A 12688-nucleotide genomic window follows, 5' to 3' on the forward strand; every position below is an offset into this window, starting at 1 on the left:
ACCGCCGCGCCGCCGGTGTCCACCCGCCGCGCCGGCCCGTCGGCCGGCTTGTGCCACAGGCCTTCGCCGTTGCCGAGCCAGTAGCCGCCGGCGCCGTCCTCGGCGATCGCGTTGGCCGCGCGATGCAGCGCGCCGATCCAGTCCGCACGCAACCAGCGCCCGGCGCGGTCGCGCCGGAACAGGCCGGTGTTGCCGCTGAACCACAGGCCATCGCTGAGCCGGGTGATCGACATGATCACCTGCTCCTCCTGCGGCATGCCGTCGTCGATGCGGTAGGCGCTGGCGTGGCGGCCGTCGTAGCGCACCAGGCCCTTGAAGGTGCCCACCCACAGCACCCCGGCATCGTCGAAGGCCAGGGTCAGCACGGCGCTGTCGAGCAGCGCGTCCACCGCCGGATCGCCGGCGCGGATGCGCTGCACGCGGCCGTCGCCGCCCAGCCGGTACAGGCCGCCGCGGTAGGTGCCGAAGTACACCGCGTCGCCGCGGCTGGCGATGGCGAACACGTCGTCGCTGCGCATCGCCGGCTGCGTGGCCATGTTGAAGTGGCGGAAGCCGCGCCGGTCCGCGCCGAGCATGCTCAGGCCGCCGCCCTCGCAGGCCACCCAGATGCGGTCGCGCGCGTCGATGTGCAGGTCCTGCACGTAGTTGCAGCGCAACGAGGCGGGATCGGCCGGATCGTGGCGCCAGACCCGGAACTCGCGCCCGTCGTAGCGGGCCAGGCCGTCGCCGCTGGCGATCCACAGATAGCCGTCGCGGTCCAGCTGCAACCCGGAGATATCGCTGGACGGCAGCCCCTGCTCGCCGGAGAACACCCGGAAGCGCGGCAGTTCCGGCACCGCGGCACTGGCGTCGGCGCACACGGCGGCCAGCGCCAACAGGCAGGCCAGCCCCCAGCAGCGCCACCGGCGTGGGGGATGCGGGATGGGCATGGACATCGGCTCCGGCAAAGGACGTCGGCGGATGAACACCGGCGCACTGCCGGGGCCGGACGCGCGGCGCGCCCGCTCCGTGTGCCGCTCGCCGCGGCAGCGTTCTTATACCCCGCGGCCGCGGAAAAATCACACCTGCCACCGCGCGCAACGAACCGTTACGCGCCGCAGGTACGCAGCCGGCCCGGACTGTGACTAGAATCCGGCGACCTCCCAGCGCGGCCCCGCTCCATGTTCAGACCCTCTCTCGTGGCCCTCCTGCTGGCCTTGCCGGGCGCCGCCCTGGCCGCGCCGGCGCAGTACGCGCTGGACCCGGTGCATACCCGGGTGCTGTTCGCGATCGAGCACGCCGGATTCTCCAAGGCGCTGGGCACCGTGTCCGGCAGCACCGGCACCCTGGTGTTCGACCCGGACGACTGGCGCAGCGCACGGCTGCAGGCGCGGGTGCCGTTGCAGCGGCTGGACCTGGGCGACGAGAAGTGGAACCGCGCCGCGCTGGCGCACAACCTGCTCGATGGCGAGCACTACCCGGAAGCGCAGTTCGTCTCCACCCGCGTCGAGCCGATCGACGCGCAGCACGCCAAGGTGATCGGGCAGCTGACGCTGCACGGCGTCACCCGCGAGGTGACCCTGGACGTGACCCTGAACGCAGTGAAGCGTCATCCGCTGCCGCCGTTCCGTCGCACCGCCGGCTTCTCCGCCACCACCACGCTGCAGCGCGCCGACTTCGGCATCAGTTCCTGGCCGTCGGTGATCGGCGGCACGGTGGAACTGCGCATCGAGGCCGAGGCCACCCGCGAGGGCGGCGCCAAGGCCGAACCGGATCCGGCGCCGGGCACTCCGCCTGCCGCTCCCACCGACACCTCCACCGCGCCGGCGGCGCAGGACGGCACGCCATGAGCGCCCGCAACACGCCCGACCGCTGGGGCAGCGTCAGCCAGACCCTGCACTGGCTGATCGCCGCCCTGATCCTGCTGCTCGGCGTGGTCGGCCTGACCATGGGCGAACTGCCGAAGACGCCCAAGTATTTCTGGGTCTACACCGCGCACAAGTCGCTGGGCCTGACCGTGCTGGCGCTGGTGATCGTGCGGCTGGGCTGGCGCCTGTACGCCGGCGCGCCGAAGCCGGTGCCGGGCACCCCCGGTTGGCAGGAACGCATCGCCGACGCCACCCACGCACTGCTGTACGTGATGATCTTCGCCATCCCGCTGTCCGGCTGGCTGTACGACTCCGCCAGCGGCCTGCGCCCGTTCCGCTGGTTCGGCCTGGTCGCGGTGCCCAAGCTCAGCGCCCCGAACGAGCACCTGCGCGACCTCTCGCATACGGTGCACGAATGGGGCTTCTGGCTGCTGATCGCGGTGGTCCTGGCGCATGCCGGCGCCGCCTTCTACCACCACCTGTTCCAACGCGATGCCACCCTGGCGCGGATGTTGCCGCGCGGCTGGCTCACCCCCAAGTCCTGAGGAGCTGTTTCGATGTCGACCCGTTTCGCGTCCCCCGCCGCCGTCGCCGCCAGTCTGGTGGCCCTGCTCGCCGCCGCCCCCGCGGTGCAGGCCGCGGACTATGTGCAGGCCCCCGGCTCCACCCTGGTGTTCGCCAGCAAGTACGACGGCGAAGTGTTCACCGGCCAGTTCCCCGGCTTCGACACCAAGCTCAGCTTCGACCCGGCCAACCTGGCCGGCGCCAAGCTCGACGTCACCATCCCGCTGGCCGGCGCCAAGAGCGGCAACACCGACCGCGACTCCACCCTGCAGGGCGCGGATTTCTTCGACGTGGCCAAGTTCGCCACCGCGCACTACCGCGCCGACAAGTTCCGCGCGCTGGGCAACAACCAGTTCGCCGCCGACGGCACCCTGGAACTGCGCGGCGTGTCCAAGCCGGTGACCCTGACCTTCACCTGGACCCCGGGCGCGCAGCCGGTGCTGGCCGGCAAGGCCACGGTCAAGCGTCTGGACTTCGGCGTGGGCGGCGGCGACTGGGCCGACACCAAGACCATTCCCAACGAAACCGCGATCAGCACCAAGGTGGTGTTCAAGGCGAAGTGATTCGCCACAGGCCGCGGGCGCGCGGCCGCTGAGCGGCGGATTTCCTCGTCGGGTCCGCCGCTTTTTTTATGCGCGACTCACGCGCATTCGGCCGACGCCGCCAGCCAGGCGCGCACGCCGGCAACATCGAACGGCCAGTCCAGTTCGCGCCCGTCGGCGGCGCGCAGCACCGGCACGCGCACGCCGTAGCGCGTCTCCAGCGTCGCGTCGTCGTCGATGAACACGCTGTCCGGCTCGGCCACGCGCGCCTGCGCCAGCACCTGCAGGGCCTGGTCGCACAGATGGCAGTCGTCGCGCTGGTACAGGATCAGGGACATGCTCGCGTCCTATGCTGCGCTGCGGACCTGGGCCGCGCGCCGGAAGCATAGAATAGACGGTCTTTCGCCCACCCCCTCGGCACGCGCATGGCTGTCAGCACCTTCGACCTGTTCAAGATCGGCATCGGGCCGAGTTCCTCGCATACCGTGGGGCCGATGCGCGCCGCCGAGCGCTTCGTGCACCGCTGGCTGTTCGACCAGGGCCGCCTGCAGGACGTGGTGCGCCTGCGCGCCGAAGTGTTCGGCTCGCTGGCCCTGACCGGGCGCGGCCATGGCACCGATAAGGCGGTGCTGCTGGGCCTGGAAGGCCAGCGCCCGAACCTGATCGATCCGGACATCATCCCCGGTGCGCTGGAGCGCATCCGCAGCAGCAAACGCATCAACCTGCTCGGCCGGCACGAGATCGCCTTCGACGAGAAGCGCGACCTGGCGATGAACAAGCGACAGAAGCTGCCGTACCACACCAACGGCATGCGCTTCACCGCCTACGCCGCCAACGACGAAGTCATCGCCACGCGCGACTACTACTCGGTCGGCGGCGGGTTCGTGGTCAACCAGGACGACGCCGCCGACGACCGCATCGTCGCCGACGAGACGCCGCTGCCCTACCCGTTCAAGAGCGGCGACGAGCTGCTGGCGCAGGCCGCGCGCAGCGGCCTGAGCATCGCCGCGCTGATGTTCGAGAACGAGAAGTGCTGGCGCAGCGAGGACGAGATCCGCGCCGGCCTGCGCGAGATCTGGGGCGCGATGCAGGCCTGCGTGACCCGCGGCATCCGCGAGGAAGGCACCCTGCCCGGCAGCCTGCACGTGTCGCGGCGCGCGCCGGCGCTGTACCGCGAACTGTCGTCCAAGCCGGAAGCGGCGATGCGCGATCCGCTGACCACGCTGGACTGGGTCAACCTGTACGCGCTGGCGGTCAACGAAGAGAACGCCGCCGGCGGTCGCGTGGTCACCGCGCCCACCAACGGCGCGGCCGGGATCATCCCGGCGGTGCTGCACTACTTCGACCGCTTCTGCCCCGGCGCCGACGAACAGCGCGTGTTCGACTTCCTGCTCACCGCCGCGGCGATCGGCATCCTGTACAAGGAAAACGCCTCCATTTCCGGCGCCGAGGTCGGCTGCCAGGGCGAGGTCGGCGTGGCCTGTTCGATGGCCGCCGGCGGCCTGGTCGCCGCGCTCGGCGGCAAGCCGGGACAGATCGAGAACGCCGCCGAGATCGGCATGGAGCACAACCTCGGCCTGACCTGCGACCCGATCGGCGGCCTGGTGCAGATCCCGTGCATCGAGCGCAACGCGATGGGCGCGGTCAAGGCGATCAACGCCAGCCGCATGGCGATGCGCGGCGACGGCAAGCACAAGGTGTCGCTGGACAAGGTGATCCGCACCATGCGCGACACCGGCCGCGACATGCAGGACAAGTACAAGGAAACCAGCCGCGGCGGGCTGGCGGTGAACGTCATCGAGTGCTGAGCCAGCCCGATGGACGCTGGCCCAGGTGATCACCGGCGTCCTCGCTGCCGCGCGCATCAAGATCCGCGCGGCGATGCCGCTAACGACAGAGACGTCGGCCGATCCGGCATGGGCATGCGCTTGCGGTTTCCACACGCCTCCTGGCGCCTGCTGGCGCTACAGCTGGCCATGCTCTCGACAGCGTGGAGCGCATGCGTGCCGCAGGCGTGGGCACTGCAGCCGGACAAGCAGTTCCATCACTACGAGCGCGAAGGCTGGGGGCTGGACCAGGGCCTGCCGCAGCTGAGCGTGCAGGCGTTCGCCCAAGACCGTCAGGGCTATCTGTGGATCGGCACGATGGGCGGGCTGACCCGCTTCGACGGCGTGCGCATGACCTCGTTCAACGAGGGCGCGCCGGCGCATCTGCCCGGCAACCTGATCAAGGCGCTGCACGTGGACGCCGCCGGCACGCTGTGGATCGGCACCTACCGCGGCCTGTCGCGGTACCGCGACGGACGCTTCACCACGCTGCTGCCGCAGGATCCGCAGGCGCCGTTGCTCAATATCGAAGCGATCGCGACCGACGCACACGGCAGCGTGCTGGTCGCGGCGCAGGATGGCGTCTACGCGGTGCAAGGCGATCGCCTGCAGCTGCGCCACCGTATCGCCGGCGGCGCCTACACGCTGCTGCCGCGCGCCGACGCGCTGTGGGTGGGCACGCGTGGCGCGGTGCTGCGCTTCGTCGCCGGCCAGGACGCGCCGGAGTCGCTGGCACTGCCGCAGGAGGCCGGCGCGACGCCGGTGCAGCATCTGCTGGAGGCGCAAGGCACGCTCTGGGCCGGCACCCGCGACGGACTGCTGCTGCGCCGCGACAGCCGCTGGCAATGGCTGCCCGACCCGACCGGGACCAGCCGGCGCGCCGTGCAGGCCCTGTTCGAGGACAGCGACCGCAACCTGTGGGTGGGACAGCCCGGCGCGCTGCTGCGCGTGCGCGATGGCGCCATCGTCGAACGCAACCCGGAAAACAAGCCGAACGTCGGCGTCAACGCCATCTTCGAGGACCGCGAGCGCAACCTGTGGCTGGGCAGCAGCTGGAACGGCGCCACCCGGCTGTGGAACGGCTGGACCCGGCGCTACAGCACGCACGAAGGGCTGGACGACGCGCTGGTGTGGACCCTGGCGCGCGATCCGGACGGATCGCTGTGGGTCGGCACCGACAGCGGCCTGTCGCAGCTGCGCGATGGCCGCTACCAACCGCGCCTGAGCCTGGCGCAGTTGCACAACGAGGCGCCCTATACCTTGCTGGCCGAACCCGGCCAGCTGTGGATCGGCACCCGCCATGGCGCCGCCCTGTACCGCGACGGCCGGCTCAGCCAGCCGGACTGGCTGGCGCCGCTGCGCGACCTGCAGATCAGCGGGATCGTCCGCGATCGCGCGCAGCGGCTGTGGTTCGCCAGCACCGACGGCCTGTTCCGCGCCGACGGCACGCGGCTGCGCCGCTACGGCACGGCCGAGGGCCTGCGCGATCCGCGCATCCGCCTGATCCACGAGACCCGCGACGGGCGTTTGCTGGTCGGCGCGCAGTCGGGCCTGTACGAACTGCGCGGCGAGCGCTTGGTCGCGCTGGCGCCGCCGGGCTCGGCGCTGGCCAGCGCCGACGTCACCGCGATCCACGAGCTGCCCGGCGGGCAATGGCTAGTCGGCACCCTCAACGAGCAGTTGTGGCTGTTCGACGGCGCGCACTGGTACGCGTTCGGGGAACAGGATGGGCTGCCGGTGAACGCCGCGTTCTTCATCGCCGACGACGGCCGCGGCGCGATCTGGGTGGCCGGCCTGCGCGGGGTCTACCGCGTGCGCCTGGCCGACCTGCTGCGCCATGCGGCGTCGCCACAGGCGCCGCTGAACGCCGAACTGATGCTCACCGAGCGCGCGCAGCGCCATGGCGGCGTGCAGGGCATGTGCTGCAACGGCGCCGGCAACGGCAAGGGCTTCATCGAGCACGGCGCGCTGTGGCTGCCCAGCCGCGACGGCGTGGTCGCGCTCGACACCGCCGGCATCGTCAAGAATCCGGTGGCGCCGCAGCCGGTTGTGGAGCGGGTGCGTGCGCTGGGCCAGTGGCTGACGCCGCAGGCGCTGCCCGCACCGCTGCCGGAAGGCGCGCGCGACCTCGACTTCGAGTTCACCGCAGCCTCGTTCCAGGCGCCGCAGAACGTCGAGCTGCGCTACCGCCTGCTCGGCTACGACCGCGGCTGGCGCACCCTCGACGACATCCGCCAGCGCGCGGTCAGCTACACCAACCTGCCCGGCGGCGACTACGTCTTCGAAGTCACCGGCAGCAACAACGCCGGCGTGTGGGCGGCCGCGCCGGCGCGGCTGCCGCTGCGGATCGCGCTGCGCTTCCAGGAGACGCCGTTCTACAGGCTGCTGCTGACGCTGGGCGCGTTCGCCCTGCTGCTGTGCGCGGTGGCCCTGGCGCGGCTGCACAACCGGCGCCAGCGCGACATCCTCGAACGCCAGGTGCGCGAGCGCACCCAGGCGCTGCAGGCGGCCAACCAGCGCCTGCAGGAGGCCAGCTTCACCGACGAACTGACCCAGTTGCGCAACCGCCGCTACCTGTCGCTGCACATCCCCAGCGACATCGCGCTGTACCGGCGCATGGCCGCCAACGACGAGGACATGCTGTCCTCGGGCATGCTGTTCGCGCTGATCGACATCGACCACTTCAAGTCGATCAACGACAGCGGCGGCCACCACACCGGCGACGCGGTGCTGCAGCAGATGGCGCAGTTGCTGGTGCGGCTGACCCGCGAAAGCGACTACGTGGTGCGCTGGGGCGGCGAGGAGTTCCTGCTGGTGCTGCGTTCGGCGCCGCGCGAGAATCTCACCATGGCCGCCGAACGGCTGTGCCGCTCGGTCGCCGCGCACCCCTTCGTGCTCGACCACGGCCGCCAGGGCCGGGTCACCTGCTCGATCGGGCTGGCGGAATTCCCGTTCGTGCACGACCCCGACAACCTGCTCGGCTGGGAACAATTGCTGGTACTGGCGGACCGTGCGCTGTACCAGGCCAAGGCCAAGGGCCGCAACGGCTGGGCGGCGTACCGGCCGGTGCTCGGTGCGCAGGCCGAACAGGTGCTGGCAGCGCTGCAGGAACCGCTCGCGCGGATGCAGCACCACGCCTGCCTGACCCTGGTGCACAACGGCGGCAGCCTGCCGCCCGTGTAATGCGTTGACGCCTGGCAAGCGCAGGCCGGGCTAAGGTCGTGGTCCATCACGCCTGTCGCCCTGCTCCCATGCGCCACTGCCTGCTGCTCGCCGCCCTCGCCCTGTCGCCGCCCGCATCCGCCGCGGCCACCGACGCACCGCCGCGCTACGGCGCGCAACTGGAAGGCTTCGCCTATCCCTATCCGGTGCACTGGTACCGGTTCGATTCGCAACGCCAACCGCTGCAGATGGCGTACATGGACGTGGCCCCGACCGGCACGCCGAACGGCCGCACCGTGGTGCTGCTGCACGGCAAGAACTTCTGCGCGGCGACCTGGGAATCGACCATCGCCGCGCTGGTGGCACAGGGGTATCGGGTGCTGGCGCCGGACCAGATCGGCTTCTGCAAGTCGAGCAAGCCGCAGGCCTATCAGTTCAGCTTCGCGCAACTGGCGGCCAATACCCATGCGTTGCTGCAACAGGCCGGCGTGACCCGCGCCGCGATCGTCGGCCATTCGATGGGCGGCATGCTCGCCGCGCACTACGCGCTGCAGTACCCGCAGGACGTGAGCCAGCTGCTGCTGGTGAACCCGATCGGGCTGGAGGACTGGAAGGCCGCCGGCGTGCCGTGGCGCAGCGTCGACGACTGGTACGCCAAGGAGCGCAAGACCGACGCGGCTTCGATCAAGCAGTACCAGCAGACCGTCTACTACGGCGGACAGTGGAAGCCCGAGTACGACCGCTGGGTGAGCATGCAGGCCGGCCTGTACGCCGGTCCCGGCGGCGACCGCGTGGCCTGGAACCAGGCGCTGACCTCGGACATGGTGTTCAACCAGCCGGTGGTGCAACGCTTCCCGCAACTGCGCGTGCCGACCACCCTGTTCATCGGCCAGCGCGACCGGACCGCGATCGGCAAGGACCTGGCGCCACCGGCGCTGGCGGCGACCCTGGGCGACTACCCGGCCTTGGGCAAGCGCGCGGCTGCGGCGATTCCCGGCGCGCGCCTGGTCGCCTTCGACGACCTCGGCCATTCGCCGCAGGTGGAAGCGCCGCAACGGTTCAATACGGCCTTGCTTGAGGCGCTGGGCACGGCGCCCTGAGCGCGCGCACCCGCGACAGGTCCGGTCACTGACCCTGCACGGCGGCGCGAACGCGTCTTGCCGCGGAATCTCTCGGGTCGTCGCGGCACCACCGCCGCACCATCGACAAGCAGCGCGCGCTGCACGCATCCGCTCGGCGGTGTGCCTCCCGCCCTGCACCACGCACGCCTCGGTGCACTCGACACACCCGCACTGCACCGCAGCATCGAACAATCATGAAAACGTTGTCATCGCAGCAATCCTGGATCTGTCTCGCATTCGTCGGATTTGTCGGTTGACAACGTTGTCTTCTCATTCGGACCCTGCGCGTGCCCGGTCCGCGTGCGAGTCAAACGACGTCGGCGCCACGCGTCTCCAAGCCCCCGGGTGATCGGACTCAAGGAACCAGATGGCGGCTCACCGCCGCTCCTCAGTCGCGCTACCTACCGCATCGGAGGCGTCACCATGAACACGAAATCCGCTGGATCGTGGTTGCTGTTCTGTTGTCTCGTCCTGGCCGGCCTCGCGCCCGGCCAGACCTGGGCCGCCGCGTGCACCGGCGTCGCCGCCTGGAACCCGGCCACCATCTACGCCGCCGGCGACACCCTGACCTACGCCGGCCACCTGTACCGCGCCAACGGTCCGATCTGGAACACCGCGCCGACCTACTGCACCAGTTGCGGCTGGTACCAGGACCTGGGCACCTGCGACGGCAGTTCGAGCAACCAGCCACCGAGCGTGGCGCTGACCGCGCCCACGAGCGGCACCCGCTTCGTGGTCGGCACCACCATCGCCTTGCAGGCGTCGGCCAGCGATCCGGACGGCAGCGTGGCGCGGGTCGAATTCTTCCGCGGCAGCACCTCGCTGGGCAGCGTCAGCGGCGCGCCGTACACGCTGTCCTGGAGCGGCGCAGCGGCCGGCGACTACAGCCTCACCGCCGTGGCCACCGACAACGCGGGCGCGCGCACCACCTCGGCCGCGGTCGCGATCAGCATCGCGGCACCGTCGACCGACACGACCGCCCCAAGCGTGCCGACCGGCCTGGCCGCCGCCACGCGCGCCAGCAACGCCATCACCCTGATCTGGAATGCCGCCTCCGACAACGCCGGCGGCAGCGGCCTGGCCGGCTACGACATCCTCCGCGACGGCAATCGCGTGGGCACCTCCAGCACCACCGGCTACACCGACTCGGCGCTGATCGCCGACACTGCGTACACCTACGCGGTCCGTGCCCGCGACAACGCCGGCAATGTCTCGGCCAGCAGCGCCACGCTGAGCGTGCGCACCCTGCCCACCAGCGCCGGCGGCAGCAAGCGCGTGATCGGCTACTTCACCCAGTGGGGCATCTACGGCCGCAACTACCAGGTGCGTGACATCCAGACCAGCGGCGCCGCCGGCTACCTGACCCACATCAACTACGCCTTCGGCAATGTCCGCAACAACCGCTGCGAAGTCGGCGTCACCCAACCCTCCGACAGCAGCACCGGCGCCGGCGGCGATGCCTTCGCCGACTACACCAAAGCGTTCTCCGCCGCGCAAAGCGTGGACGGCGTGGGCGATACCTGGGACCAACCGTTGCGCGGCAACTGGAACCAGTTGAAGAAGCTCAAGGCCGCACACCCGGGGCTGAAGGTGCTGATTTCGCTGGGCGGCTGGACCTGGTCGCGCGGCTTCTCCAGCGCCGCGCGCGCCGAGAACCGCCAGGCCTTCGTCGCCTCGTGCATCGACGCCTACATCCGCGGCAACCTGCCGGTCACCGACGGCGCCGGCGGCGCAGCGGCCGCGGCCGGCGTGTTCGACGGCATTGACATCGACTGGGAATACCCGGTGGCGTGCGGCATCGCCTGCGGCAGCGCCGAGGACCGGCAGAACTTCACCGCGTTGCTGGCCGAGTTCCGCCGCCAGCTCGACCAGGTGCGGCCGGGGCTGCTGCTGACCGTGGCGGTCGGCGCCGGCATCGACAAGATCCGCGTCACCGACCCGAACCTGTACGCGCAATACCTGGACTACCTCAACGTGATGACCTACGACTTCCACGGCGCCTGGGATCCGCAGACCAATCACCACTCCGCGCTGTTCGAGTCGTCGGCCGATCCGTCCAGCGGCGACCAGCGCTACTACAACAGCAACGACGCCATCCAGGCCTTCCTCGACCGTGGCGTGCCTGCCGCCAAGCTCAACCTCGGCATCGGCTTCTACGGGCGTGGCTGGACCAACGTGCCCAATGTCAACCACGGCCTGTACCAGAGCGGCAGCGCCGCACCGGGTACCTACGAGGCGGGCATCGAGGACTACAAGGTGCTGCGCGGCCGCGCCGGCACCAGCTATATCGACGCGCAGGCGCATGCGCACTGGAAGTACGACGGCAGCACCTTCTGGAGCTACGACAACCCGGCGCTGGTCACCGAGAAGATGAACTACGTCAAGACCCAGGGCCTGGGCGGCGCGTTCTTCTGGGAATTCAGCGGCGACTACCAGGGCGAGTTGCTGAAGACCATGGGCCAGGGTCTGCAATAAGCTGCGGCGCCGGCCGTCGTGCAACGCGCGACGGCCGCGCCGCGTGACCCGCAGGCATCGGCGTGCAGGCAGCGTTGCCCACACGCCGACTGCCGTCGGGATCGACCCAGTCCGAACCGCGATGCCCGCACGTGATGGCGGGCGTCGTTCGCTTCGCTCAGCGCACCGCGATCCGCAGCACGTCGTCGAGCAAGGCCGCCGCGGTGACATCGGCGCCCGCGCCCGGCCCCTGGATCAGCAGCGGCTGCTGCAGGTAGCGGTCGCTGTGGATGGCGACGCGGTTGTCGGTGCCGGCGCCGCTGGCCAGCGGATGCGTCAGCGGCAGCGCGCGCAGGCCCACCGAGGCGCCATGTGCATCGAAGCGACCGACGAAGCGCAGGCAGGCACCGGCGGCCTGCGCCTGCGCCAGGCGCGCCGCCAGCGGCGCGTCCAATTGTTCGAGTGCGGCATCCAGTTGCGCCAGCGGCACCGTGGCCAGCGCAGCCGGCACCAGCGACTCCACCTGCACCTGCTCGGCGCGCAACGGCAGGCCGGCGGCGCGGGCCAGGATCAGCAGCTTGCGTCGCACGTCCTCGCCGGACAGGTCCTCGCGCGGATCGGGCTCGGTGTAGCCGGCGGCCGCGGCCTCGCGCACGCACGCGGAGAAGGCACGGCGGCCGTCGTAGCGATGCAGCAGCCAGGCCAAAGAGCCGGACAGCACGCCTTCCACCGCGTGGATATGGTCGCCGCCGGCGACCAGCGCGCGCAGGCTGCTCAGCAACGGCAGCCCGGCTCCGACCGTGGCGCTGTCGCCGTAGTGGGTGCTGGCGGCATGGCGGGCGGCCTGGATCTGTTCGGCCCGCGCCAGCGCGGCGCCCTGGCCGAGCTTGTTGGCGGTGACCACGTGCACGCCGCGCCGCAGCCACTCGGCATGGCGCTGCGCCACCGCCTCGCTGGCGGTGGCGTCGACCACGATGTCGCCACGGCCCAGATCATCCGGCAACGTCACCGCCTGCGCCGTGCGCGCGGCAGCATTGGCCGCGGCCAGCGCCTGCGCCGGCGTCACCGCGCAATCGGCAACGGTGCGCGAATTGGCCAGCCAGGCGAAGGTCGGCAGGCCGGGCCGGCGCTGCTGCAGCGCCTGGTAGCGCGCGACGAAGGCGCGGCCGACG

10 protein-coding genes and 1 pseudogene are annotated in these 12688 nt (G+C 70.9%); 8 read left to right on the forward strand and 3 right to left on the reverse strand.

Annotated features, from left to right (window positions below; translation table 11 throughout):
- A partial coding sequence (locus D183_RS23915) for a ligand-binding sensor domain-containing protein (protein WP_304412341.1) occupies positions 1-929 on the reverse strand: 929 nt, incomplete at its 3' end.
- A gap of 231 nt (positions 930-1160) precedes the next feature.
- On the opposite strand from D183_RS23915, the gene D183_RS0103525 reads away from it, so the two are divergent.
- The 3 genes from D183_RS0103525 to D183_RS0103535 are packed head-to-tail and all read left to right on the forward strand — an operon-like array spanning position 1161 to position 2974.
- Entirely contained in the window at positions 1161-1829 is a 669-nt protein-coding gene (locus D183_RS0103525; RefSeq protein ID WP_026144158.1) for a YceI family protein, read from the forward strand.
- Positions 1826-2392, forward strand: coding sequence for a cytochrome b (locus D183_RS0103530; RefSeq protein WP_017907780.1), 567 nt, complete (start codon positions 1826-1828; stop codon positions 2390-2392). Before D183_RS0103525 ends, D183_RS0103530 begins: the two co-directional genes overlap by 4 nt.
- Before the next feature lie 12 nt (positions 2393-2404).
- The gene (locus D183_RS0103535) at positions 2405-2974 is read left to right on the forward strand and encodes a YceI family protein (RefSeq protein ID WP_017907781.1); all 570 of its coding nucleotides are present in this window, start codon (positions 2405-2407) and stop codon (positions 2972-2974) included.
- Between the two features lie 77 nt (positions 2975-3051).
- On the opposite strand, the gene D183_RS0103540 is transcribed toward D183_RS0103535, so the two are convergent.
- Positions 3052-3291 carry a glutaredoxin family protein gene (locus tag D183_RS0103540; protein ID WP_017907782.1) on the reverse strand — a complete coding sequence of 80 codons (240 nt, stop codon included), beginning with the start codon at positions 3289-3291 and terminating at the stop codon, positions 3052-3054.
- An 87-nt stretch (positions 3292-3378) separates the two neighbouring features.
- Here D183_RS0103540 and D183_RS0103545 point away from each other — a divergent pair, with 87 nt between their 5' ends.
- The 5 genes and pseudogenes from D183_RS0103545 (at position 3379) to D183_RS0103560 (ending at position 11537) form a co-directional block, all read left to right on the forward strand.
- Positions 3379-4761 carry an L-serine ammonia-lyase gene (locus D183_RS0103545; protein WP_017907783.1) on the forward strand — a complete coding sequence of 461 codons (1383 nt, stop codon included), beginning with the start codon at positions 3379-3381 and terminating at the stop codon, positions 4759-4761.
- A 195-nt stretch (positions 4762-4956) separates the two neighbouring features.
- Entirely contained in the window at positions 4957-7962 is a 3006-nt protein-coding gene (locus tag D183_RS0103550) for a ligand-binding sensor domain-containing diguanylate cyclase (protein WP_232757198.1), read from the forward strand.
- 68 nt (positions 7963-8030) lie between these two features.
- Positions 8031-9041 (forward strand): alpha/beta fold hydrolase, encoded by a 1011-nt coding sequence (locus tag D183_RS0103555; RefSeq protein ID WP_017907785.1) that lies wholly within the window; start codon positions 8031-8033, stop codon positions 9039-9041.
- Between the two features lie 444 nt (positions 9042-9485).
- A pseudogene (locus D183_RS27910) lies at positions 9486-9947 on the forward strand (Ig-like domain-containing protein); the annotation flags it as partial.
- Between the two features lie 345 nt (positions 9948-10292).
- The gene (locus tag D183_RS0103560) at positions 10293-11537 is read left to right on the forward strand and encodes a glycoside hydrolase family 18 protein (protein WP_441365182.1); all 1245 of its coding nucleotides are present in this window, start codon (positions 10293-10295) and stop codon (positions 11535-11537) included.
- A 157-nt stretch (positions 11538-11694) separates the two neighbouring features.
- On the opposite strand, the gene D183_RS0103565 is transcribed toward D183_RS0103560, so the two are convergent.
- Positions 11695-12688: homoserine dehydrogenase (locus D183_RS0103565; protein WP_017907787.1), on the reverse strand; the 994-nt coding region annotated here is incomplete at its 5' end.

The sequence above is a fragment of the Xanthomonas sp. SHU 199 genome (assembly GCF_000364665.1).
GTDB lineage: Bacteria > Pseudomonadota > Gammaproteobacteria > Xanthomonadales > Xanthomonadaceae > Xanthomonas_A > Xanthomonas_A sontii.